The sequence below is a fragment of the Pseudomonas sp. GL_091 genome (genome assembly GCF_057837725.1).
Window position 1 is genome coordinate 5,823,754 of record NZ_CM174451.1, and the last position, 16,755, is coordinate 5,840,508.

Genomic DNA, 16,755 nt, shown 5'->3' on the forward strand with positions numbered 1-16,755 from the left:
ACCTGCTTATTCTTCGCTGGTGTGCACTTTGCGGTGCAGGATCGCCTGGAACTCGTCGGCGAAGGTGTAGTAGCGGCCCAGCAGGGTTTCGCTGCGAGCAGCAAAACGGTTGTAAGCGATAACGGCTGGAATGGCGGCGAACAGACCGATCGCGGTGGCGATCAGTGCTTCGGCGATACCCGGGGCCACAGTGGCCAGGGTCGCTTGCTGGGCGGTCGCCAGACCGCGGAAGGAGTTCATGATGCCCCAGACCGTACCGAACAGACCGATGTACGGGCTGACAGAACCGACGGTGGCCAGGAAGGGCAGACTCTGCTCGAGCTTTTCTTCTTCGCGGGAAATGGCAACGCGCATGGCACGCGCCACGCCTTCCATGACCGCTTCCGGGTCAACGCCTGGCTGCTGGCGCAGACGGGAGAATTCCTTGAAACCGGCACGGAAGATTTGCTCGACGCCCGAATCAGGGTCCGGATTGCTGCCGGCCTGACGGTAGAGTTTGGACAGGTCGATACCCGACCAGAAGCGCTCTTCGAAGCTCTCCAGGGCACGTCGACCGGCGCGCAGCAGGTTGCTGCGCTGAAAGATCATGATCCACGAGGTCACCGATGCGGCTACCAGGATCAGCATTACCAGTTGCACCACGATACTGGCATTGCTGACCAGGCTCCACATGGAGGAATGGTCGACGACGTTAGCTTCCACGCTTTATCTCCTGCTTTGAGTGTGTACCCGCGCCGCTCACGTCGGCAAAGGCCGCTCGTAGAGCTTCGGGAATGGCCCGGGGTTTCAAACTTTCAGTGCGCACACAGGCCACCAGAAACTGCCCTTCGCAGAGCAGCACATTATCCGTCGCCCGCCTGACCTGCTGTTTAAAGCGCAGGCTGGCACGGTTCAATTCGATTACTTCAGCGCTTACCAGCAGTTCGTCATCCAGTCGCGCCGGCGCGTGGTAGCGCGCTTCGCTGGAATGCACGACGAACAACAGGTCCTCCCCGGCAAGCTGCGATTGGGCAAAGCCCAGATCTCGTAGCCGCTCGGTTCGAGCCCGTTCCATAAACTTGAGGTAATTAACGTAATACACGATGCCGCCCGCATCGGTGTCCTCGTAATAAACGCGACAACGATGTGCGAAAGGCTCAAGCCCGTTTTGCGCGCGCATACTCTAGTGCTTACTCCTCAGGTTGCCAATCCGGCATGGCAACTGTTTTTCATTGTTCTGCGGCTTTCACGTGAAAGTACGGTCCTGGGACCCTACATTGCCCGAAAAAATCAGCACGCAACGTTAATTAATCGTCAGCGGCATCGAGGAACTCGTCTACCACGGGCATTTCGCCCAATCGTGACGGAATGTTTAAACCGAAATGCAGGTAGGCATGCCGCGTCACCACCCGCCCCCGTGGCGTGCGCATGATGTAGCCCTGCTGGATCAGGTAAGGCTCCAGCACGTCTTCAATGGTGTGACGCTCTTCGCTGATGGCGGCGGCCAGGCTGTCGACCCCGACTGGCCCGCCGTCGAACTTCTCGATCATGGTCAGCAACAGACGCCGGTCCTGGTGATCGAAGCCACGCTCGTCGACGTCCAGCAGGTTCAGCGCCAGGTCGGCAATCGGCTTGGTGATATGCCCCTTGGCGCGAACTTCGGCGAAGTCGCGCACCCTACGCAGCAAGCGGTTGGCGATCCGTGGCGTGCCACGGGCACGGCGGGCGATTTCGAATGCACCTTCCGGGTCCAGCGGCAAACCAAGGATGCTGGCCGAACGACTGACAATCGTCGACAGGTCGGCGGTATTGTAGAACTCAAGACGCTGGACGATGCCGAAACGGTCTCGCAACGGATTGGTCAGCATCCCCGCCCGTGTCGTTGCGCCAACCAGGGTGAACGGCGGCAGATCCAGCTTGATCGAACGCGCGGCCGGGCCTTCGCCGATCATGATGTCGAGCTGGAAATCCTCCATGGCCGGGTACAGCACTTCTTCAACGATGGGCGACAGGCGATGGATTTCGTCGATAAACAGCACATCGTGAGGTTCAAGATTGGTCAACAGCGCCGCCAGGTCACCGGGACGCTCCAGCACCGGCCCCGAGGTGCTCTTGATCGACACGCCCATTTCCTGGGCGATGATGTTGGCGAGGGTGGTCTTGCCCAGGCCGGGTGGCCCGAAGATCAGCGTGTGATCCAGGGATTCGTTACGACCGCGAGCGGCCTGAATGAACAATTCCATCTGCTCGCGAACGGTCGGTTGGCCAATGTATTCAGCCAGGCTGACCGGGCGAATCGCACGGTCCTGGACTTCTTCGCGCTCACGCGGGCTGTGCGTGGCAGCGATCAGACGATCAGCTTCAATCACTTAGATCATTCCCTTCAAGGCGCGGCGGATCATGTCTTCACTGCTCAAATCTTTCTCCTTGATCGCAGACACCGCCTTGCTCGCTTCCTGGGGCTTGTAGCCCAGGGAAATCAAGGCACTGACAGCGTCAGTCTCGGCAGTGTTCACCGGGGCCGGTCCATCCGGCTGGTTCGGCACCAGGGCGAACATGGCCGGTACGGTTTCCCAGGCCTTGAAGCGATCCTTGAGCTCCACCAGCAAGCGCTCGGCGGTTTTCTTGCCGACGCCCGGGACCTTGGTCAGCGCCGAAGTGTCCTGGGACTGTACGCAACGAACCAGTTCGTCGACTTCCAGGCTCGACATTAAGGCCAGGGCCAGTTTCGGCCCGACGCCGTTGAGGCGGATCAATTCGCGAAAAAAGTCGCGCTCACGCTTGCCGACAAAACCATAGAGTAACTGTGCGTCTTCGCGCACGACCAAATGGGTATGCAAGGTTAGCGGCTCACCGACCGACGGCAAGCGGTAAAGGGTCGTCATGGGCACTTCAAGTTCATAGCCCAGGCCATTTACATCCAGAATCAAATGTGGAGGCTGCTTCTCAGCCAGGGTGCCGCGCAAACGTCCAATCACGTTACAAATCCTTGAGCGTTGGCCAGCTCTGGGCCAGCGACTGATAGGGCGAGGAATTACCGCCGACAACACAGGCGGAATGCCCTCACTCCATGAAAATGATTGCTGATGCTATCAGAGACGCAGACGCCCGCCACGACTGCGTGCAGCACCCAGACCGTGGGGCAGCAGACTGGAGCGGGTATGAGCATGGCAGATCGCAATCGCCAGGGCGTCCGACGCATCGATCTGGGGTTTGCTGGTCAATTTCAGCATGTGCATGACCATCATCTGCACTTGCTCTTTATTAGCCGCACCGGTGCCAACCACCGCTTGCTTGACCTGGGTCGCGGAGTATTCGGCAATTTCCAGGTTTTCTTCCGCGCCCGCCACAATGGCGGCGCCACGGGCCTGCCCCAGTTTCAGGGCGGAATCGGCGTTACGGGCCATGAATACCTTTTCGATGCCCATGGTCACCGGATGGTAAGTCTGAATGATCTCCCGCACACCGCGGTAGACAATCTGCAGTCGCTCATGCAGCTCGCCGGCACCGGTGCGGATACAACCGGAGGCGACGTACTCACAGCCACGGCCGGTATCACGAACCACACCGTAACCGGTGATGCGCGAACCGGGGTCGATACCAAGAATTAAAGTCATAACGCCTGCGGGCTTTAAATGTAGGAGCGAGCTTGCTCGCGATGGACGTCAACGATAACGCGGCTGACTTGAATGAACGCCGCTCTCAGGTTTTTCGTCGGAGCGCCGCCCGGAGCGAGCTCGCTCCTACAAAAGGCAAATCAGCCGAGCTGTGCAGCCACCGACTCCGGGATGTCCGCATTGGAGTAGACGTTTTGCACGTCATCCAGGTCCTCGAGCATGTCAATCAGCTTGAGGACTTTCTCGGCGCCTTCCAGATCGAGTTCGGCGCTGGTGGTCGGCAACATTACGATTTCCGCGTCGTCACCCTTGAAGCCCGCCGCTTCCAGTGCGTTACGCACGGAGTAGAACCCGGCAAACGAGGTGAAAACGTCGATCGAACCGTCTTCGTTGGTCACCACGTCATCGGCGTCAGCCTCCATGGCTGCTTCCATCAGCGCGTCTTCGTCAACGCCGGCTGCGAAGGAGATCTGCCCCTTGCGTTCGAACAGATAGGCCACCGAACCGTCAGTCCCCAGGTTACCACCGCACTTGCTGAACGCGTGACGAACAGCGGCTGCGGTGCGATTACGGTTGTCGGTCATGCATTCGACCATCACCGCCACGCCGCCCGGGCCATAACCTTCATAGGTCAACTCGACCACGTCGTCGGTGTCGGCAGCGCCGGTACCGCGGGCGACAGCACGATCGATGATGTCGCGGCTCATGTTCGCACTCAAGGCCTTGTCCAGGGCCAGGCGTAGACGCGGATTGGAGCCTGGATCACCACCACCCTGACGGGCAGCGACAGTCAGCTCACGAATCCACTTGGTGAAGATCTTGCCCCTCTTGGCATCCTGACGTTCTTTGCGGTGCTTGATGTTCGCCCACTTGGAATGACCTGCCATAACTCGCTCCGAATTCTCTTTGAAACATTGCCCGCTGCGCTGTATTGCGCCGGCCGGCAAACAAAAATCTTGAACAGCTCTATCTATAAAGAAAGGGCGCATCCACAGATGCGCCCTTCAGGTCAGCCTTACTCGGCCTTAGGCGTTTCGCGCAAACGAATGTGCAGCTCGCGCAATGCCTTGGCATCCACCTGGCCCGGTGCCTGAGTCATGACGTCTGCCGCGCTCTGGGTTTTCGGGAAGGCAATCACTTCACGGATCGACTGAGCGCCGGTCATCAGCATCACCAGACGGTCCAGACCGAAGGCCAGACCACCGTGCGGCGGCGCGCCGTACTTCAGGGCGTCGAGCAGGAAGCCGAATTTCTCTTCCTGTTCCGCTTCGTTGATGCCCAACAGACGGAATACCGACTGCTGCATCTCTTTACGGTGGATACGGATCGAACCGCCACCCAGTTCGGTACCGTTCAGGACCATGTCGTAGGCACGGGACAGAGCGCCAGCCGGGTTGGCTTCCAGCTCTTGCGGGGTGCACTTCGGTGCGGTGAACGGGTGGTGCAAGGCAGTGAAGCTGCCGTCGTCGTTTTCTTCGAACATCGGGAAGTCGACGACCCACATTGGCGCCCACTTGCAGGTCAGCAGGTCCAGGTCGTGGCCCAGCTTGATCCGCAGCGCGCCCAGGGCTTCGCTGACAATCTTGGCTTTGTCGGCGCCGAAGAACACGATATCGCCGTCGACCGCACCGACGCGATCGAGGATCACATTGAGGTTGTCTTCAGGAATGTTCTTCACGATTGGCGATTGCAGGCCTTCAACACCCTTGGCGCGCTCGTTGACCTTGATATACGCCAGGCCCTTGGCACCGTAGATACCGACAAACTTGGTGTAGTCGTCGATCTGCTTGCGCGGCATGCTCGCCCCGCCAGGTACGCGCAAGGCGGCGATACGGCATTTCGGGTCGTTGGCCGGGCCGCTGAACACCTTGAAGTCGACTTCCTTGAGCTGATCGGCAACGTCCACCAGTTCCAGCGGGTTACGCAGGTCTGGCTTGTCGGAACCGTAGCGGCGCATGGCTTCTTCGAAGGTCATGTGCGGGAAATCGCCGAATTCCAGATCCAGCACTTCCTTGAACAGGTTGCGGATCATTTGCTCGGTCAGGCCCATGATCTCTTTTTCATCGAGGAAGCTGGTCTCGATGTCGATCTGGGTGAATTCCGGCTGACGGTCGGCACGCAGGTCTTCGTCACGGAAGCACTTGGCAATCTGGTAGTAACGGTCGAAGCCGGCCACCATCAGCAGCTGCTTGAACAGCTGTGGCGATTGCGGCAAGGCAAAGAACGAACCGGCGTGAGTACGGCTCGGCACCAGGTAGTCGCGCGCGCCTTCCGGGGTAGCACGGGTCAGGATCGGCGTCTCGACGTCGAGGAAGCCGTTCTCGTCCAGGAAGCGACGGATGCTGGTGGTCATGCGCGAACGCAGACGCAGCTTCTCGGCCATTTCCGGGCGACGCAGGTCGAGGAAGCGATAGCGCAGGCGGGTTTCTTCGCCGACGTCGGAGAACTCGTTCAACGGGAACGGCGGGGTTTCCGATTCGTTCAGCACTTCCAGCTCGTAACCCAGGACTTCGATCATGCCCGACGCCATGTTGGCGTTGGTCGCACCGGCCGGACGCAGGCGAACCTTGCCGGTGATCTTCACGACGTACTCGCTGCGCACGCGATCGGCAGCGGCGAAGGTTTCAGCGCGGTCCGGATCGAACACGACTTGGGCCAGACCATCACGATCACGGATATCGAGGAAAATCACCCCACCGTGGTCACGGCGACGGTGAACCCATCCGCAAAGGGTAATTTCCTGGCCGTCCAGGCTTTCGTTCAGTTGGCCGCAATAATGGCTGCGCATCATGGTCGTGGTTTCACTTCTCGTAATTCGAAATTCGGTGGAGATCCTACAGCAGCCCCGCCTTTAAAAAGGCGCCGGGTGATGCAAAAGCTCGCGCGTGTCGTTCAACTCAGGTTCCAGACCTTAGTCAGCTTTGTCGCCGCCGGCCAGGTTCTTCTTGGAACCGGTCTTGAAATCGGTTTCGTACCAACCCGTGCCGCTGAGGCGGAAGCCCGGCATGGACAGCAACTTTTTAAGCTCTGGCGCCTGACAGGCAGGGCAGTCGACCAGCGGTGCATCGCTGATCTTTTGAATGGCTTCCAACTGATGACCACAGGAAGCACATTGATAATCGTACATCGGCATGGAGGTTGTCTCGGCGATCAGATTGCTACCGCACACGCAGGGTTTTGCGGCAAAGAGCGGGATTATATCCATTAAATGCGGCCTGTGCAGCCGTAAGACTGCACAGACCGACACTCTGCTGCTTTCGCCGCTCAGGCTAGGCCGTGACGGCGCAACCCCCTTCCTTGAGACTGTGCACGACACAGACAACCCGCACCAATCCACTGAAGTTCCTTACCCCGCCATGACGCAAGTGAACTTCGCGATCCACGTGAGATAACAGGCTACTGACCGAGCAACCATTGGCCCGGGCCATCCCCCCCAAAATATCCCAATAAACCTGTTCAAGCCGCAAACAGGTGGCGAAGCCATTCAATCGTACGGAGCGGGACAAGGGCTGGGCCAACCCCATATCGAACTCGCGAACAAACGGATCGATCCTTACATCCCTGTGCGAACCGTATCGCCCCTCTTCTTGCCGTTCATAAACCATAACGCTGACACTCCTTTGCCATCCTGGTTTCGTTAAGAGCAACTGTCTGTCGACTTATAAAAACGCAGTTACAAAGGCATATCCAGACGACTTTATGACCATCAACGTAAGATAAGCCAACAATTGTTGGCAGACCCCGGAGAACGTCCTACTCCGGACGTTTTCCCACGCAGCAAAGTGATGCCCCCTTCAGAAGCGCCGTGTTGAACGGTGTAGGAAAGAAGAGCGCGAACAACACTTCAAGGCGTCATCCGCGCACGCGAGCGTTACTGATCCAGCAGAGAGCGAAGTATCCACCCCGTTTTTTTTCATGCACCTGCATAGGCTGGGGCAGCAAGTCGGCCGTAGGTACCGCTGCCCCGCAACCCGGGGCAACCTGCACCAAATCATCCCCAAAGAGCCGCCGGACGCCCTGATTTGAGTAGCCTGCAGCTTTGCTGTTAAATAGACAGCGTGTCGCCAGTGCCTATTTTTTCCGGGCACGGCGCATAGGCTGATACCGGGTACGTGTCCAACGCCTCTTTATTATCTTGAAGCGAACCGTGCGCCATCAGCTCTTCCTTGTGAGCTGTCTTAACGTGAGTTAATCAAAATGTTGAAAATCGTCCATCTGTTGATAGGCGCAGCGGCCTTGCTGCTGTCCTTCATCCCTAGCCTGCAATCCGAAGCCTTACCTTACCTGCAACAACCCGACGCGCTGTACCTGGCCTTTTTCGGCCTGCTCAACCTCACACTGGCACCTGTCATCCCTTACTGGAACAAAGGCCCGCGTCACCAACTGCAAAACCTGGTCAGCGCCCTGCTGGTTCTGAGCGTGGTCCTGCAAACCCTGACGCTGCTCGCACCGATGCCCGTCATCGCCGGTCAACCCGCCGTTCTGTTCAGCCTGGTCGCTGCCCTGATCGCCGTTGCCCTGCACCTGGGCATCAGCTTCTACAAGTCGTCACCAGCCACCGCCTCGCCTAGCTACGACATGAGCAACCGCGATACCGGCACCGTCAAGTGGTTCAACACGTCCAAAGGCTTCGGCTTCATCTCCCGCGACTCCGGCGACGATATCTTCGTCCACTTCCGGGCCATTCGCGGCGAAGGTCACCGCGTCCTGGTCGAAGGCCAGCGCGTGGAGTTCTCCGTCATGAATCGTGACAAGGGCCTGCAAGCCGAAGATGTGATCGCCGCACTGCCGCGCCGCTGATTCAAGGCATAAAAAAACCGCGCACAGCCGAGCTGTCCGCGGTTTTTTCATGCCTGCGATTTACTTAATAGTGGGGCGGCGGCGCTTCTTCTTCGAATGACTCGAACTGGCCGACCATTTCCTCCTGCCGCTTGAGCAGTGCGGCCATTTGCAGCTGCAGACGCTCGACCACCCGCTGCTGCGCCACCAGCACATCGTTCAATGCCTGGATGGTGTCATCCTGAAAGGCCAGACGACTTTCAAGCTCGGTAACGCGTTCTTCCAGGCTCATGGTTCAGCCCTCCAGAAACGTAAAATCATCGGTCAAAATCAGACGCAAACGTTCGCGAATGGCGACGATCTGCTCAGACTTGTAGGGTTTTGCCGGGTATTTACCCCAAACCGGCGCGGGCCAGGCGGCATCTTCGCGCTTGCGCACAATCACATGCATGTGCAACTGACTGACAACATTACCCAGCGCCGCAACATTCAACTTGTCCGCATCGAACGAGTCCTTGAGCACTTGCGACAGCGCAGTTGTTTCCTGCCAAAGCTGTTGCTGGTCTGCGACATCCAACTGAAATATCTCGCTGATAGCCTCGCGACGAGGTACCAGGATGAACCAGGGATAGTTCGAATCGTTGGACAGCAGCAACCGGCAGAGCGGAAAGTCCCCGATTGGTAACGTGTCTTGTTGAAGTCGTGGATCTAAAGCGAACACTGCGCGCACTCCCGCCGGATCATCATTTTTCAGCTTAGCGCCCATCCTGACGGGACAGTGCGCCAAACGACCGGACGGCAGCATACCTGCGAACGGCGCACGCTTCACGACGAACCTTACGCAGAAGTCACAAGCGCTAACGAAAGGCTGACAACCCGCCCCCGATTGAGACACTTTTCGCTGCTGCGCACCATTGCAGAACCGATAAGCCGGCAAAAAACACCGAAATGACTGATTAACAAGAAGGAGTTCGCTACAGACAAACGGTCAAGCTGGATGAACTCGGCACGACACAAAATTTTTTTGCACCAAAACCGCACAGTGGGTCTACGCTGAACGCTTCGACATCCGCCATTTACTCACTGACGGGGTGATCCGGTAACATTTTTGCCTGTCATGCAGTGGACCAGAACGGTTCAACATGATGCCGGACAAGGCGTCAAGCCCAAACTAAACGTGCTTGAACCCCCGGTTTTATGAGGTTTTTACGGCGTCAGACAGTCAACTGAAAAAAAACTGCAACAAAACCCGAATTTGCGCACACTTATTGCATTCATACCCAACATCGCCTGAGTGGCACCCGCTGGAAGCGGAGGCCCTCAGGCAAAAAAAAACAGTGGCAAGGTAGCCCGATGGAGATTCAAACGTTTCACCAGGACTCTTTTTACCGGTGCCAAGACTCAGAAAACAGCATAAAAGCTGTCAGCCCTGTTGCGTCGGAGCGGAAAATTTGCGACATCTACCACGCTGTTTGCGACAGGGTCGTAAAGAAGGCGAAAGGTTAGATACGCAAGTATCGCCAACATTGTCGGCGTGATATAAGTTTGCGCCGACACAAAAAGAAAGAGCCGCCCAGATAATAAATCAGGTGGGACGGCAGTACTCTTCTAAAACCAAAGGAGCAAATCACGATGCGCGTGATGAAGTGGAGCATGATCGCACTGGCAGTTGCAGCAGCAGCCAGTACTCAGTTGGCAGTAGCCGCACCTTTCGTAAGCGACCAGGCCGAAGCCAAAGGTTTCGTTGAAGACAGCAAACTCGACTTGCTGGTTCGCAACTACTACTACAACCGTAACAAGAAAGACGGCGCAGTCGATGACAAAGACTGGACCCAGGGCATTCAGGGCATGTACAGCTCGGGCTACACCCAAGGTCTGATCGGTGTTGGCGTTGAAGCTTGGGGCCAACTGGCCATTAAGCTGGACGGTTCCGACAAATATTCAGGTTCCGGCAACATGTCCGTGGACTCTGATGGCGAGGTCAACAACAGCCAGGGCAAAGCCGGCGCTGCCGCCAAGTTCCGCATCTCCAAGACCGAGCTGAAAATCGGCGACATGCAGCCAAGCACCTCTCCGGTGTTCGCTGTAGGCGGTTCCCGTATCCTTCACCAAACTGCCAGCGGTATCCAACTGCAGAGCAGCGAAGTTACAGACCTCGACCTCGAAGCCGGTCACTTCTACTCGGCAACCAGCCAGGACCGCAACGCTCGTGACGGCGAACTGTTCGCTACTTACGCTGGCGTGACAGCCAACTCCATCGACTACTTCGGTGGCAAGTACGGCATTACCCCGGACCTGAGCGTATCGCTCTACGGTGCCAAGCTCGAAGACGTCTGGAACCAGTACTACGCCAACGCGAACTACACCCTCGCACTGGGCGGCGATAACTCGATCAACTTCGACGGTAACATCTACAACACCAAGGATACCGGTGACGCTAAAGCAGGCGACATCAGCAACACCGCCTACTCCCTGGCTGCTGCTTACTCGTTCCTGAAAGCACACACCGTGACCCTGGCCTTCCAGAAGGTCAACGGCGATACCCCGTTCGACTATATCGGTGTGGGTGACAACAACCGTGGTGGCGACTCGATTTTCCTCGCCAACTCCATCCAGTACTCTGACTTCAACGCCCCTGGCGAGAAGTCGGTACAAGCCCGTTACGACCTGAAAATGGCCGAGTACGGCGTACCTGGCCTGAGCTTCATGGTCCGTTACGCGAATGGTTGGAACATCGACGGTACCAACACTCCATCGAACAGCACCTACACCGGTCTGTACGGTGCAGACGGCAAACACCACGAAACCAACGTGGAAGCCAAGTACGTCATTCAATCCGGCCCAGCCAAAGATCTGTCGTTCCGCATCCGTCAAGCATGGCACACCGCCAATGCTGACGAAGGCGAAGGCGATATCTCTGAGTTCCGCCTGATCACCGACTACCCGCTCAACATTCTGTAATTGCAGAAAGTTAGTTCGCGGTAATCAAAAAAAGGCCCATCTTCGGATGGGCCTTTTTCGTTGGTGTGTCAAGAGTGTGTTTAAACGATCAGATCTATGCAGAACATGCCTGACCGAGTAGTCAGGCTTTGACCAGAAAACCAATTACTGCGCAGCAGATTCCTGAACCACGCGAATAACCCGCTGTGGAAATGGAATATCGATGCCGGCCTCTCTCAGACGATCACGGGATAGTTCGTTGAACATGAACATCACGTCCCAGTAATCGGCAGTCTTTACCCAGACACGAAGCGAAAGTGTGATCGAACTGTCACCCAGGGTAGAAACAACTGCCTGTGGTGCCGGATCTGCCAATACTCGCGGGTCCTTGGCCAACTCCAGCAACACTTCTCGGGCTTTCTGCAAGTCCGCTTCGTAATCAACGCCTACATCAAACACGACTTTGCGGGTCGGCTGACGATTGGTGTTGGTGATGATGCCGTTCGACAGATTGCCGTTGGGCACGATGATGGTTTTGTTGTCACCGGTGCGCAGTACGGTATGGAAAATCTGGATGCTGTCGACAGTACCGGCGACACCCTGAGCCTCGATCCAGTCACCGATACGAAACGGACGGAACAGCAAAATCAGCACGCCACCGGCGAAGTTCGCCAGGCTGCCCTGCAAGGCCAGGCCAATGGCCAGACCCGCCGCACCAATCGCCGCCACAAACGAAGTGGTTTCCACACCGATCATCGAGGCCACGCTGACGATCAGCAGGATCTTGAGGATGATGTTCGCCAGGCTGCTGATAAAGCCTTGCAGCGCCAGGTCGGCATTACGCAATGCAATCAGGCCGCCGAGCTTTTTCGTGACCTTGTTGATCAGCCACCAGCCGATGGCCAGGGTAATGACCGCCAGCAGTACACGACTGCCGTATTCCATGATCATCGGGATCCAAGTTTGGGATACCTTGACCAGATTGTCTACCTCGGCATTTAAGTCCATCTACTCTCTCCTGTTTCCGGCTACCCGGCATGCGTAAAAAAAGCGGCAGAAAGATTGAACCGCGACGGGCTCAATCGTTTCTGCCGTTGCTTGGGCCTCCGACGTCGCAAACGCCAAGAGGTTCCCGCTTTAAAGGTCAGTCGCGGAAGTTGTTGAACTGCAGCGGCATACCGAATTCCTTGGCCCGCAGCACTGCAATGGCTTCTTGCAGGTCATCACGCTTTTTGCCGGTAATACGAACCTGCTCGCCCTGAATGGCCGCCTGGACCTTGAGCTTGGCGTCTTTGACATGAGCGACGATTTTCTTCGCCAGTTCCTTGTCGATACCTTCCTTGAGGACGGCTTCCTGCTTCATCAGCTTGCCCGACGCGAACGCGTCCTTGACTTCAAGGCACTGCACGTCGATTTTGCGCTTGACCAGCGCCAGCTTGAGGATCTCAATCATCGCTTCGAGCTGGAAATCCGCTTCCGCGGTCAGGTTGACGGTCAGGTCTTTTTCCTTGAACTCGAAGCTGCCTTTGCCTTTCAGGTCATAACGACGATCGAGTTCCTTGACGGCGTTCTCGACCGCGTTGGTGACTTCGTGTTTGTCCAGTTCGGATACCACGTCGAACGACGGCATGTAATCTCTCCAATATAAAGGCGCACTGATGGAGCACGCCTGGCTTGCGGTTAAAATCTGCGCTGATTATAACGGGTCTTTACCATCATTCACTGCGAGCTGCCGATGCACGCCTTAAACAGAGTAAAAAGCTGATGTCCACCACCTGGCATGTTCTAGGCGCCGGCAGCCTCGGCACTTTATGGGCGACACGCCTGGCACGGGCTGGAGCGCCGGTCAGGCTGATCCTGCGGGACACCGCGAGACTGCTGGCCTATGAGGCGGCCGGTGGGTTGACCTTGGTTGAACACGGCGAGGCGCGACACTATGCCGTGCCCGCAGAGACAGCCGACAGCCCCCAACCGATCAACCGCCTGCTGGTGGCGTGCAAAGCCTACGATACCGAAAGTGCGGTGGCCCGAGTGGCGCCCCGCCTGGCCCCCGGCGCCGAACTGATCCTGCTGCAAAATGGCCTGGGCAGTCAGGACGCGGTGGCCGCACAGGTTCCTCAGGCACGCTGCATCTATGCCTCGAGCACCGAAGGTGCCTTCCGCGATGGCGATTGGCGCGTAGTGTTTGCCGGGCATGGCTTCACCTGGCTGGGGGATGCGAGCCACCCGGTGGCGCCGATCTGGCTCGATGACCTGAGCGCTGCCGGCATCCCCCACGAGTGGAGCACCGAAATCCTGACCAGGCTGTGGCGCAAACTCGCCCTCAACTGTGCGATCAATCCGCTGACGGTGCTGCACGATTGCCGCAACGGCGGTTTGCAGCAACATAACTGCGAAGTCGCCACCCTGTGCGGCGAACTGGTGGAGTTGCTTGAGCGTTGTGGTCAGCCGGCAGCCGCCGAAAACCTGCAGCAGGAAGTCGAGCGGGTGATTCACGCCACCGCAGCCAACTACTCCTCGATGCATCAGGACGTCACGAGCCAGCGCCGCACGGAAATCAGCTACCTGCTGGGTTACGCCTGCAAAGTGGCCGGACGTCATCAACTGAACCTGCCTCACCTCAAACAGCTTGAGTCAAGGTTGATTGCTCGCCTGCAAAGCCTTGGATTGCCCAGCGACTGAGCAGCGGCTACGCTGGCCACTTGTTCCTTGTCTGCGATGAATCCGATGCCATTGCGCCAGCGCCTTGAAAACCTGCCCGTCGGCCAGAAACTGCTGGCCGCCCTGCTGGTACTGATGGTCACCGTCCTGCTGGTTGCCAACCTGACCTTTATCAGCGCCGCCTACTACATCTCCCAGGAAAGCATGGCGCCCCAGGCCCTGCAGACCATCGGCCGGCTGGTATCCAACCCTAGCCTGGCCTCCGAAGCCCTGGAGTCACCGCAAAGCGCCGAGCGCCTGCTGAATGAACTCAACAGCTATTCGCCGTTGCGCGCGGCGGCCCTGTATGACGCAAAGGGCGAACGATTGGCGCAATTGCAGCATGGCGACAACCTGGAGCTGCCGAAGCGTTTCCGGCATATCGAAGACTGGCAGGCCACCGAGTTTCGTACCAACCAAGTCATCCCCCTGCCCCGCACCGGCGCGGCACCAGGGCACCTGTTGTTGGTGGCCACGAGCGAACTGCCAGTGGCGTTCTACACCGGGACCCTGACGGCCAGCCTGGGAATTCTGATCTTCAGCGTGCTGTTGTGGCTGATCATTGCCCGCCAGATCAAGCGCCTGATTACCCGGCCGATCCACCAGCTCGAAGAGTTGTCCCGGCAGGTCACCCGTGAAGAAAACTACGCACTGCGTGCTTCGCGAGGAAACCACGATGAAATCGGCAGTCTCGCCGAGGCGTTCAACACCATGCTTTCGCGGATCGAGGCCAGGGAGCAGCAACTCAAGCGGGCCAGGGACGACTCCCAGGCAGCCTATGACCAGGCCCAGGGTCTGGCGGAAGAAACCCGCCATACCAACCGCAAACTGGAGCTCGAAGTGCAGGTGCGCAGCAAGATCGAAAAAAAGCTCACCGGTTTCCAGAACTACCTCAACAGCATCATCGACTCCATGCCGTCGGCGCTGATCGCTCTCGACGAACAGCTCTACGTGACGCAATGGAACCAGGAAGCCAGCGCCCTGTCCGGCACGCGCCTCGATGAAGCCCTGAACCAGCCTATCTTCCTCGCCTTCGAACCGCTCAAGCCGTTCTTGCCGCAACTCAAGGAAACGGTCGAGCAGCATACGGTGGCCAAGATCGAACGTGTCACCTGGCTCAAGGACGACGACCCCCGCCACTACGCCCTGACTTTCTATCCGTTGATGGGCGGTGCCGGGCGTGGCGTGGTGATACGGATCGACGACATCACCCAGCGCCTGTCCCTGGAAGAGATGATGGTGCAGTCGGAGAAAATGCTTTCGGTGGGTGGTCTGGCCGCCGGCATGGCCCACGAGATCAACAACCCGCTGGGCGCGATCCTGCACAACGTGCAAAACATTCGCCGACGCCTGTCCCCTGATCTACCGAAGAACCTCGAAGTAGCCGAACAGGCCGGTATCGAACTGGCGACGGTCAATCAGTACCTGCAAATCCGCGAAGTGCCGCAGTTGCTCGACGGCATCCAGCAGGCCGGTGCCCGGGCGGCGAAAATCGTCACCCACATGCTCAGTTTCAGCCGTCGCAGCACCCGCCAGATGGCCCCGTGCGACCTGCCCGCCCTGATCGACCAGGCGGTGGAGATCGCCGGGAACGATTTCGATCTGGCGATCGGCTTCGACTTCAAGGGCCAGGCCATCATTCGCCAGTTCGATCCGGCCCTGGGACCGGTCCCCGGCACCGCCAACGAACTGGAGCAAGTGCTGCTCAACCTGTTGAAAAACGCCGCGCAAGCCATTCACCAGCGCGAAGACGACAGCGAGCCGGGGCGGATCATCCTGCGCACCAGACTGAATCCGCCTTGGGCGGAAATTCAGGTCGAGGACAACGGCATCGGCATGAGCGAAAACGTGCGCAAACGCACCTTCGAGCCGTTTTTCACCACCAAGGAAATCGGCCAGGGCACCGGGCTTGGGCTGTCGGTGTCGTACTTCATCATCACCAATAACCATAAGGGGCAGATGGAAGTGCAATCGACCCTGGGCCAAGGCACTTGCTTCACCTTGCGCCTGCCCCTGGCGAGCACGCCGCCTGTCCCGCAAGAACTCAATCTGCTATCGAGGTAACCATGGGCTTTCGTTTGTCGAAGATTTACACCCGCACTGGCGACAAAGGCGAGACCGGGCTGGGCGATGGCCGTCGCGTACCGAAAGATCACCCGCGCATTGAAGCAATCGGCGAGGTCGATACGCTGAACAGCCAGGTTGGGGTGCTTCTGGCCGGGCTGGCAGCAGAAACTGGTCAGTTTCCAGGCTTGAACGAAGTGATCGAGGTATTGGCTCCCTGCCAGCATCGGTTATTTGATCTGGGTGGTGAACTGGCGATGCCGGTGTATCAGGCGTTAAATGCAGTGGAAATCGAACGCCTGGAAGCGGCGATCGATGTGTGGAATGAAGAGTTGGGACCGCTGGAAAACTTCATCTTGCCCGGCGGCTCGACGCTGATTGCCCAGGCTCATGTCTGCCGCAGCCTGGCGCGCAGCGCAGAGCGGCGGTGTCAGCAACTCAATGCGATTGAGCCGTTGGCCGGGGTTGGCTTGGCGTACATCAATCGGTTGTCGGACTTGCTGTTTGTGGTGGCGCGGCTGATTGCCAAGCGTCAGGGAGTGGCGGAGATTCTTTGGCAGCCTGCGGCGAAGCCTGAGGTTTAATCGTTGTCGTTAGCGCCCCCATCGCGAGCAGGCTCGCTCCTACAATTGACCGAGTTCCAACAGTAGAAATGCGATCCATGTAGGAGCGAGCC

General features: G+C 58.0%; 18 protein-coding genes. 5 read left to right on the forward strand and 13 right to left on the reverse strand.

The genetic code is table 11. From position 1 onward, the window contains the following. Window positions 1-6: 6 nt before the first annotated feature. The 9 genes from tolQ to AC3ITY_RS26490 form a co-directional block, all read right to left on the reverse strand. Complete coding sequence (gene tolQ / locus AC3ITY_RS26450; protein WP_008147369.1) at window positions 7-702, reverse strand: protein TolQ; 696 nt, start codon at window positions 700-702, stop codon at window positions 7-9. Next, entirely contained in the window at window positions 692-1,159 is a 468-nt protein-coding gene (gene ybgC / locus AC3ITY_RS26455) for a tol-pal system-associated acyl-CoA thioesterase (RefSeq protein WP_007990726.1), read from the reverse strand. Before ybgC ends, tolQ begins: the two co-directional genes overlap by 11 nt. A 127-nt stretch (window positions 1,160-1,286) precedes the next feature. Further along, a complete protein-coding gene (gene ruvB / locus AC3ITY_RS26460) occupies window positions 1,287-2,348 on the reverse strand; it encodes a Holliday junction branch migration DNA helicase RuvB (RefSeq protein WP_046042209.1) in 1,062 nt (353 codons plus the stop codon). After that, window positions 2,349-2,957: a Holliday junction branch migration protein RuvA gene (ruvA, locus tag AC3ITY_RS26465; protein WP_008052450.1), complete on the reverse strand. Its 609-nt coding sequence runs from the start codon at window positions 2,955-2,957 to the stop codon at window positions 2,349-2,351. 114 nt (window positions 2,958-3,071) lie between these two features. Next, complete coding sequence (ruvC, locus tag AC3ITY_RS26470; RefSeq protein ID WP_046042207.1) at window positions 3,072-3,596, reverse strand: crossover junction endodeoxyribonuclease RuvC; 525 nt, start codon at window positions 3,594-3,596, stop codon at window positions 3,072-3,074. Between the two features lie 140 nt (window positions 3,597-3,736). Then, window positions 3,737-4,483 (reverse strand): YebC/PmpR family DNA-binding transcriptional regulator, encoded by a 747-nt coding sequence (locus AC3ITY_RS26475; protein ID WP_477787709.1) that lies wholly within the window; start codon window positions 4,481-4,483, stop codon window positions 3,737-3,739. Between the two features lie 128 nt (window positions 4,484-4,611). Beyond that, window positions 4,612-6,387 carry an aspartate--tRNA ligase gene (gene aspS / locus AC3ITY_RS26480; RefSeq protein WP_489271107.1) on the reverse strand — a complete coding sequence of 592 codons (1,776 nt, stop codon included), beginning with the start codon at window positions 6,385-6,387 and terminating at the stop codon, window positions 4,612-4,614. A gap of 120 nt (window positions 6,388-6,507) precedes the next feature. After that, on the reverse strand, window positions 6,508-6,729 hold the full coding sequence (locus AC3ITY_RS26485) for an FmdB family zinc ribbon protein (protein ID WP_032829812.1): 222 nt from the start codon (window positions 6,727-6,729) through the stop codon (window positions 6,508-6,510). A gap of 136 nt (window positions 6,730-6,865) precedes the next feature. After that, window positions 6,866-7,201: a ribbon-helix-helix domain-containing protein gene (locus AC3ITY_RS26490; RefSeq protein WP_489305949.1), complete on the reverse strand. Its 336-nt coding sequence runs from the start codon at window positions 7,199-7,201 to the stop codon at window positions 6,866-6,868. Between the two features lie 592 nt (window positions 7,202-7,793). Here AC3ITY_RS26490 and AC3ITY_RS26495 point away from each other — a divergent pair. Next, window positions 7,794-8,396: a cold shock domain-containing protein membrane protein gene (locus tag AC3ITY_RS26495; protein ID WP_317848683.1), complete on the forward strand. Its 603-nt coding sequence runs from the start codon at window positions 7,794-7,796 to the stop codon at window positions 8,394-8,396. Window positions 8,397-8,460: 64 nt separating this feature from the next. Here the strand turns inward: AC3ITY_RS26495 and AC3ITY_RS26500 are convergent, their stop codons facing one another. Beyond that, a complete protein-coding gene (locus tag AC3ITY_RS26500) occupies window positions 8,461-8,667 on the reverse strand; it encodes a SlyX family protein (protein ID WP_008052459.1) in 207 nt (68 codons plus the stop codon). 3 nt (window positions 8,668-8,670) lie between these two features. Beyond that, entirely contained in the window at window positions 8,671-9,096 is a 426-nt protein-coding gene (locus tag AC3ITY_RS26505) for an HIT domain-containing protein (RefSeq protein WP_489311008.1), read from the reverse strand. Between the two features lie 911 nt (window positions 9,097-10,007). On the opposite strand from AC3ITY_RS26505, the gene AC3ITY_RS26510 reads away from it, so the two are divergent. Next, window positions 10,008-11,336, forward strand: coding sequence for an OprD family porin (locus AC3ITY_RS26510; protein WP_489305951.1), 1,329 nt, complete (start codon window positions 10,008-10,010; stop codon window positions 11,334-11,336). A gap of 144 nt (window positions 11,337-11,480) precedes the next feature. Here the strand turns inward: AC3ITY_RS26510 and AC3ITY_RS26515 are convergent, their stop codons facing one another. Then, complete coding sequence (locus AC3ITY_RS26515) at window positions 11,481-12,323, reverse strand: mechanosensitive ion channel family protein (RefSeq protein ID WP_223459529.1); 843 nt, start codon at window positions 12,321-12,323, stop codon at window positions 11,481-11,483. A gap of 136 nt (window positions 12,324-12,459) precedes the next feature. After that, window positions 12,460-12,945, reverse strand: coding sequence for a YajQ family cyclic di-GMP-binding protein (locus tag AC3ITY_RS26520; RefSeq protein ID WP_007977344.1), 486 nt, complete (start codon window positions 12,943-12,945; stop codon window positions 12,460-12,462). A 134-nt stretch (window positions 12,946-13,079) separates the two neighbouring features. On the opposite strand from AC3ITY_RS26520, the gene AC3ITY_RS26525 reads away from it, so the two are divergent. From AC3ITY_RS26525 to AC3ITY_RS26535, 3 genes are read left to right on the forward strand one after another with little or no spacing between them, the layout of a single operon-like run. Then, window positions 13,080-13,997 carry a putative 2-dehydropantoate 2-reductase gene (locus AC3ITY_RS26525; RefSeq protein WP_489305953.1) on the forward strand — a complete coding sequence of 306 codons (918 nt, stop codon included), beginning with the start codon at window positions 13,080-13,082 and terminating at the stop codon, window positions 13,995-13,997. 45 nt (window positions 13,998-14,042) lie between these two features. Then, window positions 14,043-16,079 (forward strand): sensor histidine kinase, encoded by a 2,037-nt coding sequence (locus tag AC3ITY_RS26530; RefSeq protein ID WP_489311010.1) that lies wholly within the window; start codon window positions 14,043-14,045, stop codon window positions 16,077-16,079. Between the two features lie 2 nt (window positions 16,080-16,081). Then, window positions 16,082-16,663, forward strand: a complete 582-nt coding sequence (locus AC3ITY_RS26535) for a cob(I)yrinic acid a,c-diamide adenosyltransferase (protein WP_489305955.1) — start codon at window positions 16,082-16,084, stop codon at window positions 16,661-16,663. Window positions 16,664-16,755 lie beyond the last annotated feature (92 nt).